This window comes from Streptomyces sp. NPDC039465 (assembly GCF_055639315.1).
On sequence record NZ_JBVKAP010000016.1, the window covers coordinates 21,047 to 37,376 of the forward strand.

Genomic DNA, 16,330 nt, shown 5'->3' on the forward strand with positions numbered 1-16,330 from the left:
GCCGGTGCAGGCGCGCCAGCTCGCCTGAGCTGATTGCGCAACACCTCCGCGATCTTGGGGCCGGGCCTCCTGCAAATAGATCTTCACCCGCTGGTGGTTGACCGCGACCCCGTACTCCGCGACCAGTCGCTCGCGGATCACCGGAGATGGCGATGGCACCAGCGGTGCGCTCCAGGGCGAACCTTGAGTGTGTGTGCCTCAGGGCTCAGACAGGCGTACGGCGAGGGCGGCGATGTCGTCGTCAAGGCGTCCTCTGCTGTAGTGGAGGAGGTCGCGGTGCAGAGCCGAGAGCAGTTCGCGGGGTGGTGTCGGGGGCTGTCGGCGCATCCAAGCTGCCAGTGGGAAGAACTCGCCGTCGCGGGCGCGGGCCTCGGCGATCCCGTCGGTATAGAGGAGCAGCAGGTCGTTGGGGGCGAAGTCGAAGGTGTCGACGTTGTAGTGATCGCCGATCAGCTCCGCGAGGCTGAGCAGTGGCGAGGGGGTGTTGGGCTCGAGGACGCGGAGTTTTCCGCGGTTCAGGAGCAGCGGCGGGGGGTGTCCGCAGTTGAGGATGTCGATACGTGTGCCCTCGTGCGGGATCTCGACGAGAAGGGCGGTGGCGAAGCGCTCCATCGGCCCCTCGGGGGGAAAGGCGGCGTTGTAGCGGGTGCTGCTGGCGTCCAGCCTGCGTGCGACGTTGACCATGTCGGGTTCACCGTAGGCCGCCTCCCGGAAGGCGTTGACGATCGCCGCGGCCGCCCCCACCGCCGGCAGGCCCTTGCCCCGCACGTCACCGATGAGCAGCCTGACCCCGTATGGCGTGTCGACCACTTCGTAGAAGTCCCCGCCGATGCGGGCCTCCGCCGCGGCCGCGATGTACAGCGACTCGATCTCGATGCTCCCGAAGCGGCGCGGCATGGGGCTCAGCACCACCTGCTGCGCCGCGTCGGCGACGAGCCGCACCTGGAAGAGGGTGCGCTCCCGCTGGAGCCGGACGTGGCTGCCGTACGCGGCGGCCACGGTGACCGCGATGATCCCGGCGGCCGTCCACCACGTCCCCAGATCGGGGAAGACGAGACTGAGGCCGATCATCAGAAAGAGGCAGACCGTTCCGAGCAGGACGGTGGGGAGGACCGGCCACATGGCGGCGGCGAGGGCCGGCGCCGCGGGCAGGAGGCGACTGAAGGCCATTTCCGGCGGGGTGGCGTAGGCCAGGCTGGCGATGACGACGGTCAGGATGACGGGCGACAGTCGCACAAGTCTTCCCGGGCCGGGGCGCCGACGGAGCCGCGGCCGTCCAGACTCGATCACACTTCCCAGACTATCTGCGCAATGAGCACATAGCGCTCTGACGAACAGAGTCGGCTGCCCGCCCCTCCCCCTCAACGCTCGATGACTGCCCGAATGGCCCGCGCCACTCACACTCGGCTGTCACTGACCAACCACTGCTGGCACAGGACAACTGTGACTGAGCGCGACGCTGCCTGGCCCGGATGCACAACTTCGATGCTCAGAGTCCGGTCGCCCTCTGCGCGCTACGGGGTCCCTCCGGCCTGGGGGCAGGGTAGACAGCTGGGGGTCTTCTCGCCCGATCGGTGGAGGTGGTGCGGGAGGCGAGGGCTTGGGCCGCATCGCCCGATCACCGAGGCCACCCGGGTCCGTCCCCCCGGAGCGGGCCGGCGGGGCCGGAGCGCTGCCCGTGCAGCACGCCCCGCCCTTCGTTCCGGTCCTCCGGCTCCCGTACACCCGGGCGCCGGCGTTCCGGCATGCGGGTGACATGCCGCCGCAGTATCGTGGCGATGTGAGTGAGGGACGGTCCCACAAGCCCGCCGGCGGACCCGAGCCGGGCGGCCGAGGCGGTCGGGCCGCACGGCGGTTGAAGGAGTTCCTCGCCGCCCGGGAGCCGGCGCCGAAGCCCTCCGAGGCACCCGGGTCGGGTGCCGACGAAGAGGGCGGGGACCAGCCCGCGCCCTCGCCGACCACACCTCAGGACTCCGCTTCATCGCGGCCCGCGCGCCCCGACGCCGATTGAGCGCCGGCGCGGCGTGCCCGCGGCCGCTCCGAAGCGCCCGCGGCGGAACCCTCGGGGTGCCCGATCCGCACACGCCGAGCCGGGAGACGACCCCGGTGCGCCGGTGCGCGCGCCGAAAGAGGTGCAGTGATGCAGGGACCGCAGGCTTCCGACGACCGCGACCGCGAACCGCAGGACGAGGAATACGGACCGGGGCGCGGCCCCCGCCCGCCCGGCGGCAAGGCTCTGATCCGACTGGTGCACGAGCTCGAACGCCGGGGACGCGGCGAGGAGGCCGCCACCGCGGTCGAGAAGGCCGTACCCGGACTCGAGCAACAGCAGCAGGAGGAGCTGATCACCCGCGCCGTGGGACCGCCGGACGTCCGGCCGTCCCCGCAGGACGAGCCTCCGCGCGCCCGTGCGCCCCAGGAGCCGGCGGCCCCGGGAGCCGCCCCGGCCGAGATGCGCCCCGCCGCGGACGCGAGGAGCCTCGCCGCCGAGTACGGCGCCGTCGCGGAGCACCTCGCCGCGCCCCCCGCGGAAGCGGGCCCCACCTGGCGCTCCCTCGGCCCCTGGACCGTCCCGAACGGGCAGACGTACGGCCTGAGCAGGGTCAACGTATCCGGCCGGGTCTCCGCGGTCGCGATCGACCCGGGTGACCCGACGCACCTGCTGGTCGGGGCCGGCGGCGGCGGCATCTGGGAGAGCACCGACAGGGGTGCCAGCTGGGACCCCCGCACCGATGACGCGGCGACCCTCACCGTGGGGGCCATCGCCTTCGACCCCGCCGACTCCGGCACCGTGCTCGCGGGCACCGGCGAGGGCAACTTCTGGGCCCGTCTCGGCACCGGAGTGCTGCACTCCCCCGACGGCGGCACGAAATGGGCGCCCCTGTGCACCGACCCGTTCGTCGGGCAGGGCTTCTACGACCTCGTCTTCGATCCCACCCCCACCCGTACGGGCACCGTCCTCGCCGGGACGGAGGAAGGCCTTTACACCTCCGCCAACGGCGGTGCCGACTGGATCCGGCGCAGGGCTTTCAAGACCTGGTCGGTGTCGGCGGCGAGCGGCGAGGCACTGGCCGCCTGCTCGGACGGCCTCTACCGCTCGACCGACGGTGGAGCCACCTGGACCGCCGTCGTCCTGCCCACCCCCGGAACCTTCCCGTACGCCCGGTTCGCCGTGGCGATCGCCCCTTCGGACCCCACCGTCGCGTACGCGTGGGGGGCCGACGCCGACGACAGGGCGCGGCTGTGGCGCAGGGCCGACGGGGCCTGGACGAAGGTGGCCCCGCCGACGGGCCTGGACACCGGGCAGGCCTGGTACGACTGGTTCCTTGCCGCCGCACCCGACCGCCCGGACCAGGTCTACCTCGGCGCCATCGACGTCTACCGCGGCGACCTGTCGGGGACGACGTGGACCTGGCGCAACATCTCCACGAGGAGAACGGGCGGCGACTCCATCCACCCCGACCAGCACGCCATCGCCTTCGAGCCCGGCAACGCCAACGTGGTGTACGTCGGCAACGACGGCGGGCTGTTCCGCAGCCCCGACCGCGGCACCACCTGGGAGGACCTCAACAACGGCCTGGTCATCACCGAGTTCGAGTACCTTGCACAGGACGTCAACGGCCCCTCCACCTGGCTGCTCGGCGGAACGCAGGACAACGGAACCAACCGCTGGACAGGCTCTCCGAAATGGACCCACGTCCAGGACGGCGACGGAGGGGACTGCGCGGTCCACCGCACCGATCCGCGCACCGTCTTCCACACGTTCTTCGAGATGAACCTGGAACGATCCGACCAGCGCGGCGACTTCGGCACCTGGACCGACGTGTCGCCCTCGCTGTCGCCCGGCGAGGGGTCCCTGTTCTATCCGCCGCTGGAGACCAGCGCCACCTCCGGCCGCACCGTCGCTTTCGGCGGCGGGGCCCTGTACGTCTCGCGCGACAACGCCGCCAACTGGACCCGGCGGGCGTTCCCCACCGCCGGCGTGGCCTCCGCCATGTACATCCCGCACGCCGATCAGGTCCTCGTCGGCACCATCAAGGGCAGGCTGTACCGCACCACGTGGCAGGCCGGCGCGTGGAGCGCGCTCACCGCCCTCGCCACGCCCCGGCCGGAGGCCTGGATCAGCGACATCCACGTGGATCCCGCCGACACCGACCGCATCTGGGTCACGCACAGCACCATCGGGGGCGGCCGCATCTGGCAGTCCACCGACGGCGGCGCCTCCTGGACCGACCGCTCCGCCGGACTGCCGCCGCTGCCGCTCAACGCCCTGGAGGTCGACCCGCTCGACCCTGACCAGGTCTGGGTCGCCGCCGACCTGGGCGTCTACCGGAGCACCGACGGCGGTGCCACCTGGCAGACCTTCGCCGACCGGCTGCCCAACGTGCTCGTCGGCGACATCGTGCTGCACCCGACCGCCCGCGTACTGCGGGCCGGAACCCGCAACCGCGGCGTCTGGGAGATCCCCGTCGACTGAGCCCGCCGCGACCAACGAGTCCGGGCGGCCAGCAGGGTCTGACGGGCATGACTAGCTTCGAACGCGTCGCCCGGACAAGTTCGAGGTCCGTTCAGGCGGCGCCGCTGGCGTCCGGGGCGATGAAGCGGCGGTAGAGGGGGGCGAACGTCACCTGGGGCTCAGTCGTGATGCCCAATTGCCCCTTGACCACGGGTGCGACCCTGTCGGCGATGAACCGCCTGAAGTGATCCTCCGTCTCCCAGACGTCGGCCACGTGGAAGCCGTCGTCGGCGAACCAGCCCATATGCATCACGAACCCGTCCGGAGCGTCGTCTTCCCAGCCCACCTGGTTACGCGCCGCGTCGTACACCTCTCGCGTGATCTCGGGCCACACAAAGGTCATCACGACTGCCATGGGAGTTCCTCTCAATCGCCGCGGTGCGCCGCAGCCTGTGCGGCACGGCAGTACGACGCTAAGCAGGTCAGGCCGGCCGGGCACATCGGAGCAGCCATTCGGAGCAGCCATCCGGAACAGGGCGTACTCGACACGATGCCCGACCCCCAACCATGCACGAGATCGTTCAGGCCGTTCCGAAACTGCGGAACGAACCCAAAAAGCCTCTCCAAGCTCCGCTGACCAATCGCTGCCACGGGTCACCCTGGCCTGCCTGCACCGATTCCCGTCATCGATGCAGAGCGTGTGTCGGAAGTGGAGCTCATCAGATGTCGAGCGGTAGTTCCAACAGTTCTTCGGGTGGCTGGAAACCGGAGCGCTGGTAGAGGGGGCTGCTGCGGTCTGACGGCCAGACGATCAGAGCGTCGAATCCGGCGTCGCGTGAGTGCTGTTCGAGCGCCTCAAGGAGCGCCGAGCCTGCTCCTTTGTTGCGTTGCGACGGTGTGACGTAGAAGTTCGTGACGTAGCCGATCGGATTGTTGTCGCTGTAGGGATCCGGCATCCGCTCCACCAGGCAGAGGAAGACGTGGCCGCAGATATCGTCTCCGGTCTCCGTGACCCAGGCCAGCCAGTGGCCTTTGCTGAGCCGGTCATGAATCCAGTGCTCGGCCTCTTCCAGAGGCCGCGCCGGAGCCGGTGGCCGCCCTTCGTAGTCCTCTTGCTTGAACGTCCAGCGCAGTTCGGCCAGGCGACGCGCATCGGCGGGCCGGGCCGGGCGCACGGTGAAGTCTGTGGTCATGGGGCGAGTCTCCCGACTGCACCGCGGCGGGGGCGAATTGATTTCCGAACTGGTCACGGCCATTCCTTGATGGCCGCGACGAGGACGGTGGCTTCGTAGCGGACGGCGCGTTTCTCGTAGCGGGGGACTACCGTGCGCAGGTAGGTACGGTTCTTGCGGGAGGCGTACGCCTCGTCGGCCCGCACTCGGTCGGGGCGGGTGCGGGGCTTGCCGGGCCCCAGACGCCGTACCCGGATCCGCTTGGGTACGGGCTCACACTGTGGGGAGTCCCCACGCTGCCCGCCGCGCTCCGGCGGCGTGCTGGTGGGCCCGGCACCGTATGCCGTTGATCAGCTGCCGCCGGGTCCATATCGGCGGCCGTCCCGGCCTCCTGCCCGTGGGCAACAACGGCTCCAGCCGGGCCGACCGAGCATCGGTCAGGTCCCCACGGCTGACGAAGGGAGACCATCTCTCGGCAGACTGCCTGACGGGATGCACCAGTGGCTGGGACGATCCGTGACGTGATCGCTTGGATGCACCGCACCCCACTCCGGGTGGTGATAGTGGTGTGCGCTATTGCAGCCGGCCTGCTCCTCGTTGGCGCCGTCGCCCATGTCACCGACCTTCTTCACCACGGCCTTCAGCCTTACGACTGGGCACCGAGGTGGCTCAACCTCTACTGGTCCTCGCTGGCGATCCTCGACCCGCTCGCAGCGGCGCTTCTGATCAGTGGCAAGCGCCGAGGGACGGACCTCGCCTGCGCCATCATGACGACCGACCTTGCCGCCAACTGGTACGCGACCTACGAAATCCAGCAAAGCAGCCTCGCCGCGCAGCCCGGCCTCCAGCGACTGGTCGCCTTCACCGCACTTGTCCTGGGAACAGCGCCTTTTGTCCGACGGCACCTCACGAATTGAGCTGACGTACGTGGCAACGCATCACAGTTGGCCAATCTGCACACTCGTTGGCAAACGACGCCGAGGCTGCACGTGTTGGGACGACGGCTCTACGAGACGATGCTGTACTGGGAGACCGCCGACCAGGATCCATCGCTCGACGACTCAATGCGCGAGTGGACCGCGCTCTGGAAGCCGCTGCCGAAGGTGGTGTTCTCCACCACGCTGTCGGCGGTGCAGGGCCATGCCCGCCTGGCCTCCGGCGGCCTGGCTGAGGAGATCGAGCGTTTGCGAGCCGAGCCGGGGGGAGGGCGAGATCGCGATCGGTGGCGGGACTCTCGCCGCGGAGGCAGCCGCGTTGGGTCTGATCGACGAGTACCGGGCCATGGTCTACCCGGTGTTGGTCGGCGGTGGCATTCCGTTCTTCCCCCAAAGCGAGCGCCGGGTGGATCTCGAGCTCGTCGAGACACGCACCTTCAGCTCGAGAGTCGTCTACCTCCGCTACCGCGCGGTGCGTTTGCCGGCTCGTCCGCCGAGTCCGACATTGTGCGGGTTTTGGCGTGCAGGGCTTGCTCGGACTGGCCCTTGGGAGGGCGGACGGGGACCCAGACACCGATGCCCGCACCGATATAGCCCTTGTCCGCCAACGTCGGCATCCCCTCGGCGGGTGCCTTGTACAGCGCGGGTAGCGCGTGGCGCCGGGCGGCGGTGATATCGGATGGAACCGGGCTCGACGCGCACTCCCTCGACGATGTCAGGCATGCCCGCGATCGCCTCGAAGCCCTCGCCGGATAGGCGGACAGGCCGCACTAACGGCTACGTCCAGGCCGTACCCGAAGATCATTTACGGGACAGCCCTCAGTGGGCACCGCTCGGGGACGAGGCCTACGGCGTGCCGGGAAGCCGGACCGTGACGAGGAGGCCGCCGGCGGGGCGGGGGGCGAGGTCGAGGGTGCCGTCGTGGGCGCGGACGATGCTGTGCACGATGGCGAGGCCGAGGCCGACGCCGGCGTGCTCGTCGGTGCGTACGCGTTCCGTTCCGCGCTGGAAGGGTTCGGTGAGGGTCGGTACCAGTTCCGGTGGGAGCGGATGGCCCGTGTTCTCGACCCTCAGCACGCTCGCGTCGCCCTGCGCTTCGGTGCGGACCGTCACGGTGCCACCGGCGGGGACGTTGTGGACGATGGCGTTCTGGACGAGGTTCGTCGTCATCCGCAGCAGGAGCTCCGCGGAGCCGCTGGTCCGTGTCGCTCCGCCGGTGACGTCGAGCGTGATCCCGCGCTGTTCGGCCAGGGGGAGAAGGGTTTCGGCGGCCTCTTCGGCGACGAGGGAGAGGTCGACACTCTCGCTGGTGGAGTTCCCGCGGTCGCTGCGGCTGAGCAGCAGGAGGGCCTCGGTGAGGTCGATCGCGCGCGTATTGACGGCCTGCAGGCGTTCGAAGAGTTCGCTTTGGTCCCGCGTGGGGTCCTTGCGCGCGACGTCGAGCAGAGTCTGCGAGATGGCCAGCGGTGTGCGCAGTTCGTGGGAGGCGTTCGCGGCGAACCTCTGCTGCTCGGCGACGTGCGACTCGAGTTGTTCGAGCATGGTGTCGAACGCGTCGGCGAGTTCACGGAATTCGTCCTGGCGGCCATCCATGCGGATCCGGTGGGCCAGCGATCCGTTCCCGGCCATCCGTGCCGCGGCCGTGATCTGTGTGAGCGGTGCAAGCATCCGGCCGGCGAGGATCCATCCCCCGACGAGGCCGAACACGAGCAGGAAGCCCATCGCCACGGCCGCGGCGGGGGCGAAGGTACGCACGAGGAGGTAGCGGTTGGGCGCAATCCCGAGAAGGCCCTGGGGGTTGTCGGGTACGTAGCGCAGCAGGAAGACCCACACGACGGCGAGCAGGAGAGCGCCGGCTACGGCGAGGAATCCGGCGTAGCTGAGGGTGAGTTTCAGTCGGGCGCTGAGCCCTGGGCGTCTACGCATGCGTACTGCCGGGGCGGGTGGTGTCCCTGCCGGAGGCGCCTGTGGTGTCCCTGCCGGGGGCGATGGTGTCCCTCCCGGTGTCGATGCGGTAGCCGACGCCGGGCACCGTGGCGATGATCCATGGTTCGCCGAGCCGTTTGCGCAGTGCGGAGACGGTGATGCGGACAGCGTTGGTGAGGGGGTCGGTGTTCTCGTCCCAGGCCCGTTCCAGCAGCTCTTCGGCGCTGACGACCCCTCCCTCGGCGGCGACCAGGACTTCCAGCACGGCGAACTGTTTGCGGGTGAGCGCGACGTAGCGTCCGTCGCGGAAGACCTCCCGGCGGAAGGGGTCGAGCCGCAGGCCCGCGATTTCGCGGACCGGGGGCCGGGCGTACGCGCGTCTACGATCGAGCGCCCTCAGCCGCAGGACGAGCTCCCGCAGCTCGAACGGTTTGGTGAGGTAGTCGTCGGCGCCGAGCTCGAACCCGGAAACCTTGTCGTCGATCCGGTCGGCAGCGGTGAGCATGAGGATCGGGATGCCGCTGCCGGAGGCGACGATGCGCCGGGCGACCTCGTCTCCGGAGGGGCTGGGGATGTCGCGGTCGAGGACCGCGAGGTCGTAGGAGTGGACGCTGAGCAGTTCCAGGGCGGAGTCGCCGTCGCCGGCGATGTCGGCGGCGATCGCCTCCAGCCGAAGGCCGTCACGGACGGCTTCGGCCAGGTACGGCTCGTCCTCCACGATCAGTACGCGCATGTCTGAAGCCTAAGCAGCACAACATATCGCCGACGTATGCGAAGACGTGCGCATAGACAGTGCACACCGGATACGCGACTCAGCCTGCCGGTGCCGGCGCGGGGCGAGGCTGATCCGACGGCTCGTCCGACAGCTGGTCCGACGGCCGGTCCGACGGCGCTTCCGCCGTAGTGCGCCACCAGCGGCGCGACGCCAGCCCGGCCAGCACGGCGCCGGCGGCGTTGACCAGTACGTCGTCCACGGAGGACACCCGGTCCAGCCGCAGGACGTACTGTGCGATTTCGACCAGGACCGAGCAGCCCGCCCCGAGCGCCAGTATCCGCGGCACGGACGCCAGCGCCGCGAACCGCATCGGGGCGAAGAACCCCAGCGCCGCGAAGACCAGCAGGTTGCCGACGATCCCGAGCGGCCCCATCGTGACCAGGTCCCGCAGCGGCACCAGGCTCACCCGGCCGGGGACGATGCCGGCCCCGGCGCCCGGCATCATGGTCATCCATAGGAACGGCACCGTCCCGTGGACCATGCCCACCTCGGCCAGCGACATCCGCCACGCCGATGTGACGCGGGAGGCACGCCGACGGCGCGCCAGAGCCCACACCACCAGCCCGGCCAACGGCAGCGCGACCAACGTCATGAGCACCACACCGTTGAACGTGTCGAAGCAGCCGTGCCACCGCCCGGCCATGCACCTCGGAGCGGACATCATGAGCGGCCCCCGCACGACGAACAGGGCGCTCGCCAGGCCGAGGATGGCCAGGCTGAGAAGCACGATCCTGCGCGTGCGGCGGGGCGGTGCCGACAGGGATGCGTTGCGGTTCATGCCCCTATTGGAGACGGAGGGCCGTTGCGGCGGCGTATGCGATTTTCGATACGCTCGCGATACGCGGAATTCTTTGTCCGCACAGATTCCCAGCGCTGGGTGCGGCCTGGATCGGCGCACGGCTCTGGCTCGTACCTTCCCGGCCGGCGGCAACCGGCGCGTACTCCCTCCCCCGGCCCCCGGCCCACGACCCACCCACGTCGGAGTCCAAGAGCGGGCCTGCGTTAATCGCTGGCGTGCGGCCCGGTGGCCCTTGTAGATTCGCCTCGCGACCGCGCCTCCGATGCGCCCGGCAGCGGCTACTTCCTTCCGACAACCAAGTGACGCCGCCGCCCCTTTGATCTCGGCAGGCGCGGGCGTCTTCGCCCCGTAGGGCCTTTTGGCCGGGGCCGTCCCATCCTTTGAATCCGGGGGGATTCGCTGCCTCGTTACACCCCGCGCGTGTCCAAGATTTGGTCCCAGATGCTCGTGGCGCCGCACGTCTCGGCGGCCGCCCGCTCCCTGCCCCCGCCACGACTCCACCACGGACCCGCCCGGCCGGGCTTTCGCACCTACCAAGGCGGCGCGGCCTTCGTCCGGGAGCCCCGCGAGGAGCTCTTCCTCCTTGCCGTCGGCAACTTCGTCTCTCAGCGCACCTTTTACGAGAGCGGTGAGGAGCGGGACGACCGGTACGCCCGTCTCGTCGGTGAACTCGCTGTCCAGGACCCCGTGTGGACAGCCGGCCTGCTGCGCTGGCTTCGCGGCGAGGGCAACATGCGCACGGCGTCCCTGGTGGGCGCCGCCGCGTACGTGCGGGACCGGCTCGAGGCCGGGGCGTCCGGAGGCCCCTCCAACCGGTCCGTGATCGACTCTGTGCTCCAGCGCGCCGACGAACCCGGCGAACTGCTCGCCCACTGGATCTCGGCGTACGGGCGGAACGTGCCGCAGCCCGTGAAGCGCGGCATCGCCGACGGCGTACGCCGGCTGTACACGTCCCGGTCCCTGCTCAAGTACGACACCGCGTCCAAGGGCTTCCGCTTCGGCGACGTACTCAACCTGGTGCACGCCTCCCCCGACCCGGACAAGCCCTGGCAGGGCGCGCTCTTCCGGTACGCCCTGGACCGCCGCCACCACCCGGAGCAGGCCGTTCCGCCGGCCTCCGACCACCTGCTGACCGCCCACCGTGCGCTGATGGAGTCGGCGGCGGACGAGCGGCGGGCGGTGGTGACCGGGCCGGGCGGCCCCGAGCGGCTGGCCGCGGCGGGCATGACATGGGAGGCCCTGGCGGGCTGGCTCCACGGACCGATGGACGCCGCCATCTGGGAAGCCGTGATCCCCTCGATGGCGCCGATGGCGCTCCTGCGGAACCTGCGGAATTTCGACGAAGCGGGGGTCTCGGACCAAGTCGCTGCCCGGGTCGCCGCACGGCTCGCGGACGCCTCGGAGGTGGCTCGGTCCCGGCAGTTCCCCTTCCGCTACCTTGCCGCCCACCGGCACGCGCCGTCGCAGCGCTGGGCGGCCGCGCTGGAACGGGCCTTGGGCCACTCCCTGGCCAACGTACCGCCCCTGCCCGGCCGGACCCTGATCCTGGTGGACCGGTCCGACTCCATGTTCTGGGACACCGTCTCCGAGCGGTCCAAGCTGACCCGGGCGGACGCGGCGGCCGTGTTCGGCACCGCGCTGGCCATGCGTGCCGAGCAGGCGGATCTGGTGGAGTTCGGCTGGCGCAGCGCGGAGGTGCCGTTCGAGCCGGGCGAGCCGGTGCTCGAGGTGCTGAAACGGTTCCACAGTCTCGGAGGCACCCACACCGCGAAGGCCGTACGGACCCATTACCAGCAGCACGACCGGGTCCTGATCGTCACCGACGAGCAGACCGCCCCCTCCGGCCCTGGCGGGCCTGCCGAACCAGTCCCGGCCGACATCCCCGTCTACACGTGGAACCTGGCGGGTTACCGGCCCGCCCAAGGCCCCACGGGCCCGCACCGGCACACGTTCGCTGGCCTCACGGACGCCGCGTTCCGGATGGTCGGCCTCATCGAGGCCGGCCGCGAGGCAGCTTGGCCGTGGACCGCCGATCCGGCCTGATCCGAAAGACACGGCGCGCGCTCGGGCGGGTAATGCTTAACAGTGTTTCCTGCGGAATACGTCGTTACCACCATGAGTACGCGCTACCAAGACGCCGTGCGCACCGTGATCCTCGATTGCGCCATCAAGTTGCTGGTCGCTGAGGGCCCGCCGTGTTGACCATGCGGCGGATCGCCGCCGACGTCGGCTTGTCGACCAAGGTCCTTTACACCATGTTCGGGGGAAGGAAGGGGTGATCGACGCTTTGTACCGGGAGGGCTTCGCGCGGCTGCGCCGGGTGCAGGAGCACGTCCTGTGCGTGGACGACCCGTTGACACATCTGTCGAATCTGGGGATGGCCTATCGGAAGCACGCGCTGGCTGAGCCGGCCTACTACCGGGTGATGTTCGAGCAGACCGTTGCGGGCTTCCGGCCGAGCACCGAGTCCCTTGCTGTCGCCGAGACGGCGTTCGACGCCTCGGTCGCCGCAGTGACCGCCTGCATGGAGGCCGGGACCTTCCGGCCGGGCCGGTCTGGCCGGTAGTTCGTTGCCGGGCAACGCCGGCGCTTCTGTGAGGCAGAGCCGGTCTCGCGGCCCCTTGCATTCGATGGCGACGAAGCCGACTTCACTACCCGCCGGCTGCGCCCGAAGGCCACGCTTGCGACGGAGAGAGGCGGATGTGCCGCGAGGGTGTCAGGGGTTTTCGGCCCGCGCGATGTTCACCAGGCGAGGGAGATCGCTGCCGCCGGAGCACCAGTTCTCCAGGCCAGAGGCCCATACCGTCCCCTCGGCGCAGACGACGGCCACCACGTAGTTCCCGTCGGCCCATTTGGCGAAGATGGGGGATCCGGACTGCCTGGCCATGACGTCGGCTGAGGTCGTCATCGCGCGGGCGCTGCCCACATCCCACTCGTCCTCATCCAGATTCTTGCGCTGCTGGAAGGTCGGGAAGACGCCACCGGCTATGTCACCGGCGTAGCCCATGGTGTCCCAGATGTTGTCACCGTCCCAGGCACTGTCGTACGTCTTGGCACCGAGCCAGCTGAACCGGTCGCCGATGCGGTCTCGGGTCACCAGGACGGCATAGTCCTCGTCCAACGTGGTGACGGTGGGTGAGCCGTGAACTTGGGTGAAGGCCATGGCCAGGGTGCTGAACGTCGTGGCGGACTGCGTGGTACCGGCTCGGTGGACTTCAATCCGCTCCGCAGCGGTGGTGTTCCATGCCACTACATGACTGGCTGTCAGGACATGCCGAGGTCCGATGATTACCCCCGAGCCCGCCCCACCGTTGGCGTTGGTGATGAGGCATACCAGTCCCCAGGGATTCGAACCAGGGTCGTTGTACGTCTTGCGGTCTTCAGCCCCCCATACGGTGAGCGGCCTCAAGTCGGCGTCGTGGTGTGTCACCCGGAGCGGCGGTGTACGGACAGCCCGTTGAGGGGTTCGAAGCTCGCTGACCCAGGGGGGACGGTACGGTTCAGTCTCGACGACGTCCGCGAACTCCTGGGCTACGGCCTTCCGGTCCAGAAGGCTGATCTTCTTCGTTGGCGGTTCATCATTGAGGTGTCCGATCGCGGCGAGCTCTGCTGGCACCTCTGCCGAGGCCAGCTCGTCCGGCTGGCGCCGTCGCTCCTCCCAGCTGAAGGGAAGCTCCGCAGATCGGTGGCTGTGGATTTCGGCGTGCGACATGAGTGTGTCCCTGCATTGGGGTGGAATCGCGTTGGCCTATCAGTAGGCCGAGACCGCCCCCTCATTCGATGAGACCACCGACGAGCGAACCTCGCACGTCGGTGGCGAGGCGCCCCTACACGGAGATCGTGGACTTCTGAGCGCCAAGGATCGGCCAGGCAAGGCCGGCTTGGGATCCTGGCCGCCTGTCGCCAGCGAAGACGGGTGACGGCAAGAAGCTATGCGGCTTCGGCCAGGGAACGAACCCGTCCGGCCGGCATGTAGTTGATCGCGTGACCACTGAGGCCATGGACTTCACCCGCTGGGCTGAGAAGTTCGACGCTCCCGCCCCGACGGCTGCCGCCTTTGCGTACGACCACTGCCAAGGCGGGGCCGGGGACGTGAACGCTGCGCGACCGTCGTCGCCGCCTCCTCCTGATCGGCGCTGAGCTGCACGCGAAGGGGCTCGTCGACCGCCCCGACGACGTCATGTTCCTCGAACTGCCCGAGCTGCGCAGGGCAGTCGAGACCGCCGCCGGCCGGCGCGCCACGGTCGCCGGCCGGCGCGCGGAGTACGAACGCGAGCTGCGCCGCCGCACCGTCCCGGTCGCCCACCTCTCGGACGGTACGGACGTGGAGACACTCCTGCCGGCCCAGTCCTCCGAACGGCAGACGCTCACGGGCATGGGAGCCGCGTCCGGCCGGGTCACGGGCCGCGCCCGCGTGGTCCGCGACCCGGCGAGCGCGTCGATCGAACCGGGCGAGATCCTCGTCGCCCCGACGACCGACCCGGGCTGGACGCCGCTGTTCCTCACGGCGGGTGGACTTGTCACGGCGACGGGCGCCGTGATGGCACACGGACCGACGGTGGCCCGCGAGTACGGCATCCCCGCCGTCATCTGCGTCCCAGGCGCCACGGAGCGCCTCCACACGGGCCAGCTGATCACCGTCGACGGCGCGGCGGGCACGGTCACTCTCGCCGAGCCCGAACCCGAGCCCAAGCCCGCACCCGCACCCGCACCCGCACCCGCACCCGCACCCGCACCCGCACCCGACGCGTGACCTGCCCCGACGCTGACGTGCATCCACCTCTAGCTGGAGCGCGACGGGCGGGTCCTGCTCGGACTGAGACATCCGGATTCCGCCTACGCCGGGAACACCTGGCACGCCTTGGCGGTTCATTAGGCAAGTCGATTGTCGGGTGAAGGGCTCTTGAGCTCTGTGACGGAGATCTTCAGCCCACTGTTGTCGCAGTCAGTGGCTGTCGGATGTTCCGTGCGCCGATACATCCTGGCGATGGCTGCGCACTGAAGTGCCATGGACAGCGCCAGGGCCAGGCAGATGCCAGGCAGCCCCGAACCCGACAGACAGTATGCAAGCACGAGTTGGAGTGCCACGCCGCACGCGGTGATCCGTGCAAGGGCGGCGCTGCCACCACTGCCCTCGAACACCCCGCCCAGCGCGATGAAGCAAGCGAGAAGCACCAAGTACGGCCCCAGGCAGCGCAGATAGAGTACCCCCGCCTCGGCCACCTCTCCCTCGCTGCCGAAGGCCCGCATGATCCACGGCCCGACGGTGAGCAGTGTCAGCAGAGCCGTGAGCCCCAGCGATCCGGCGAGGAGCAACACCTGTCGTCCGATGGCCCGCCGCTCGTCGCGTCCGGCACCGAGCAGATGGGCGGTGCGGATGGCGGCAGCCTGGCGAATCGCGTAGAAGGCCATGGTCGCGACGTACATCGCCTTCGTCGCGATCCCGTACGCGGCGACCTCGCTGACGCCGATCCGGGCGACGATGGCGACGAGTGCGAGCGCCCCTGCCATCCGTACGACGAAGTCAGCCGACATGGGAAGCCCGGTCGCAGCCGTCCTGCGCGCATCGGCACTGAGCGAACCGGCCCGGTGCGGGGCCGCCTGGGCTGCCTGTCGCAGCACGCCGTTGCGGTGCAGCGCCACGAAACCGCACATGAGCGCGACCGCCCGGCCCAGCACTGTGGCGATCGCCGCCCCACGCACCCCGAGGTCGAATCCCAGGATGAACAAGGGATCCAGCCCGAGAATCAGTCCGTTCGCAAGGATCGCGAGCTTCATCGGGGTGCGGGTGTCGCCCGCACCTTTGAGAATGCCGTCGACGACGTTGGTGGCGAAGAACACCGCGATTCCCGGCAACGCGATCGAGAAATAGCCAGTGGCGAGGGGAAGCGAGTCGCTGCCGCTGCCGCCGAGTACGAGGTGGGCGAGCGGGTCGCGGCACAGGTATCCACCGATGGCGACCAAGGGGGTGACGAGCACCCACAGGACCCATCCGCCGCGCACGGCGGAGCGCATCGCTGCCGGATCCTCCGCTCCCCTGGCTCGCGCGACGAGCACAGTCGTGCCCGAGCCGGCGACGAGGATGACGCCGAGCAGCAGGTTCTCGACATTCGTGGCGACAGCCACCGCGGCGACGGCGCCCCCGCCGAGCCGCGCCACCCAGGCCATGTTGATGATCCCGGCCGCGACCCCCGCGAGAAGCTCGAAGTAGACCGGATACGCGAGCGACACCAGCCTGCGCCGGTGTTCCGCTGCCCCCATGACCGC

General features: G+C 69.8%; 13 protein-coding genes and 3 pseudogenes. 6 read left to right on the forward strand and 10 right to left on the reverse strand.

Translation table 11 applies throughout. From position 1 onward, the window contains the following. Nucleotides 1-198: 198 nt before the first annotated feature. On the reverse strand, nt 199-1,236 hold the full coding sequence (locus ACZ7LT_RS33225; RefSeq protein WP_471239819.1) for a PP2C family protein-serine/threonine phosphatase: 1,038 nt from the start codon (nt 1,234-1,236) through the stop codon (nt 199-201). 904 nt (nt 1,237-2,140) lie between these two features. Here ACZ7LT_RS33225 and ACZ7LT_RS33230 point away from each other — a divergent pair. After that, nucleotides 2,141-4,477: a WD40/YVTN/BNR-like repeat-containing protein gene (locus tag ACZ7LT_RS33230; RefSeq protein ID WP_471239820.1), complete on the forward strand. Its 2,337-nt coding sequence runs from the start codon at nt 2,141-2,143 to the stop codon at nt 4,475-4,477. Between the two features lie 91 nt (nt 4,478-4,568). Here the strand turns inward: ACZ7LT_RS33230 and ACZ7LT_RS33235 are convergent, their stop codons facing one another. The 3 genes and pseudogenes from ACZ7LT_RS33235 to ACZ7LT_RS33245 all read right to left on the reverse strand — a co-directional run. Then, a complete protein-coding gene (locus ACZ7LT_RS33235) occupies nt 4,569-4,871 on the reverse strand; it encodes a hypothetical protein (RefSeq protein WP_471239821.1) in 303 nt (100 codons plus the stop codon). A 304-nt stretch (nt 4,872-5,175) separates the two neighbouring features. Further along, nucleotides 5,176-5,649, reverse strand: a complete 474-nt coding sequence (locus ACZ7LT_RS33240; protein ID WP_471239822.1) for a GNAT family N-acetyltransferase — start codon at nt 5,647-5,649, stop codon at nt 5,176-5,178. Between the two features lie 53 nt (nt 5,650-5,702). After that, a pseudogene (locus ACZ7LT_RS33245) lies at nt 5,703-5,964 on the reverse strand (hypothetical protein); the annotation flags it as partial. 185 nt (nt 5,965-6,149) lie between these two features. Here ACZ7LT_RS33245 and ACZ7LT_RS33250 point away from each other — a divergent pair. Both ACZ7LT_RS33250 and ACZ7LT_RS33255 read left to right on the forward strand, forming a co-directional pair. After that, nucleotides 6,150-6,545 (forward strand): hypothetical protein, encoded by a 396-nt coding sequence (locus ACZ7LT_RS33250; RefSeq protein WP_471239823.1) that lies wholly within the window; start codon nt 6,150-6,152, stop codon nt 6,543-6,545. 66 nt (nt 6,546-6,611) lie between these two features. Next, nucleotides 6,612-7,041, forward strand: a pseudogene (locus ACZ7LT_RS33255) (dihydrofolate reductase family protein); the annotation flags it as partial. A 76-nt stretch (nt 7,042-7,117) separates the two neighbouring features. On the opposite strand, the pseudogene ACZ7LT_RS33260 reads toward ACZ7LT_RS33255, so the two are convergent. From ACZ7LT_RS33260 to ACZ7LT_RS33275, 4 genes and pseudogenes are all read right to left on the reverse strand, one after another. After that, nucleotides 7,118-7,259 (reverse strand): annotated as a pseudogene (locus tag ACZ7LT_RS33260) (IS5/IS1182 family transposase); the annotation flags it as partial. Between the two features lie 150 nt (nt 7,260-7,409). Beyond that, a complete protein-coding gene (locus ACZ7LT_RS33265; RefSeq protein WP_471239824.1) occupies nt 7,410-8,489 on the reverse strand; it encodes a sensor histidine kinase in 1,080 nt (359 codons plus the stop codon). Next, nucleotides 8,482-9,222, reverse strand: a complete 741-nt coding sequence (locus ACZ7LT_RS33270; protein WP_471239825.1) for a response regulator transcription factor — start codon at nt 9,220-9,222, stop codon at nt 8,482-8,484. The genes ACZ7LT_RS33265 and ACZ7LT_RS33270 overlap by 8 nt, the downstream gene beginning before the upstream one ends. Nucleotides 9,223-9,301: 79 nt before the next feature. Beyond that, complete coding sequence (locus ACZ7LT_RS33275) at nt 9,302-10,042, reverse strand: VanZ family protein (RefSeq protein ID WP_471239826.1); 741 nt, start codon at nt 10,040-10,042, stop codon at nt 9,302-9,304. 462 nt (nt 10,043-10,504) lie between these two features. Between ACZ7LT_RS33275 and ACZ7LT_RS33280 the strand changes: the two genes are divergently transcribed. Further along, nucleotides 10,505-12,106 carry a TROVE domain-containing protein gene (locus tag ACZ7LT_RS33280; protein WP_471239861.1) on the forward strand — a complete coding sequence of 534 codons (1,602 nt, stop codon included), beginning with the start codon at nt 10,505-10,507 and terminating at the stop codon, nt 12,104-12,106. Nucleotides 12,107-12,338: 232 nt separating this feature from the next. Beyond that, on the forward strand, nt 12,339-12,629 hold the full coding sequence (locus tag ACZ7LT_RS33285; protein WP_471239827.1) for a TetR-like C-terminal domain-containing protein: 291 nt from the start codon (nt 12,339-12,341) through the stop codon (nt 12,627-12,629). A 150-nt stretch (nt 12,630-12,779) separates the two neighbouring features. Here ACZ7LT_RS33285 and ACZ7LT_RS33290 read toward each other — a convergent pair whose 3' ends face one another. Next, nucleotides 12,780-13,775 carry a trypsin-like serine peptidase gene (locus ACZ7LT_RS33290; protein ID WP_471239828.1) on the reverse strand — a complete coding sequence of 332 codons (996 nt, stop codon included), beginning with the start codon at nt 13,773-13,775 and terminating at the stop codon, nt 12,780-12,782. A gap of 468 nt (nt 13,776-14,243) precedes the next feature. Between ACZ7LT_RS33290 and ACZ7LT_RS33295 the strand changes: the two genes are divergently transcribed. After that, the gene (locus ACZ7LT_RS33295; protein WP_471239829.1) at nt 14,244-14,816 is read left to right on the forward strand and encodes a PEP-utilizing enzyme; all 573 of its coding nucleotides are present in this window, start codon (nt 14,244-14,246) and stop codon (nt 14,814-14,816) included. A 119-nt stretch (nt 14,817-14,935) separates the two neighbouring features. Here the strand turns inward: ACZ7LT_RS33295 and ACZ7LT_RS33300 are convergent, their stop codons facing one another. Then, nucleotides 14,936-16,324 carry an MATE family efflux transporter gene (locus ACZ7LT_RS33300; RefSeq protein ID WP_471239862.1) on the reverse strand — a complete coding sequence of 463 codons (1,389 nt, stop codon included), beginning with the start codon at nt 16,322-16,324 and terminating at the stop codon, nt 14,936-14,938. Between the last annotated feature and the right edge of the window lie 6 nt (nt 16,325-16,330).

Excerpts from the sequence above, each read along its gene's own strand:
- ACZ7LT_RS33230 (WP_471239820.1), top strand. The coding sequence starts at position 2,141 with ATGCAGGGACCGCAGGCTTCCGACGACCGCGACCGCGAACCGCAGGAC.
- ACZ7LT_RS33235 (WP_471239821.1), bottom strand. The coding sequence starts at position 4,871 with ATGGCAGTCGTGATGACCTTTGTGTGGCCCGAGATCACGCGAGAGGTG.
- ACZ7LT_RS33240 (WP_471239822.1), bottom strand. The coding sequence starts at position 5,649 with ATGACCACAGACTTCACCGTGCGCCCGGCCCGGCCCGCCGATGCGCGT.
- ACZ7LT_RS33265 (WP_471239824.1), bottom strand. The coding sequence starts at position 8,489 with ATGCGTAGACGCCCAGGGCTCAGCGCCCGACTGAAACTCACCCTCAGC.
- ACZ7LT_RS33270 (WP_471239825.1), bottom strand. The coding sequence starts at position 9,222 with ATGCGCGTACTGATCGTGGAGGACGAGCCGTACCTGGCCGAAGCCGTC.
- ACZ7LT_RS33275 (WP_471239826.1), bottom strand. The coding sequence starts at position 10,042 with ATGAACCGCAACGCATCCCTGTCGGCACCGCCCCGCCGCACGCGCAGG.
- ACZ7LT_RS33280 (WP_471239861.1), top strand. The coding sequence starts at position 10,505 with ATGCTCGTGGCGCCGCACGTCTCGGCGGCCGCCCGCTCCCTGCCCCCG.
- ACZ7LT_RS33290 (WP_471239828.1), bottom strand. The coding sequence starts at position 13,775 with ATGTCGCACGCCGAAATCCACAGCCACCGATCTGCGGAGCTTCCCTTC.
- ACZ7LT_RS33295 (WP_471239829.1), top strand. The coding sequence starts at position 14,244 with ATGTTCCTCGAACTGCCCGAGCTGCGCAGGGCAGTCGAGACCGCCGCC.
- ACZ7LT_RS33300 (WP_471239862.1), bottom strand. The coding sequence starts at position 16,324 with ATGGGGGCAGCGGAACACCGGCGCAGGCTGGTGTCGCTCGCGTATCCG.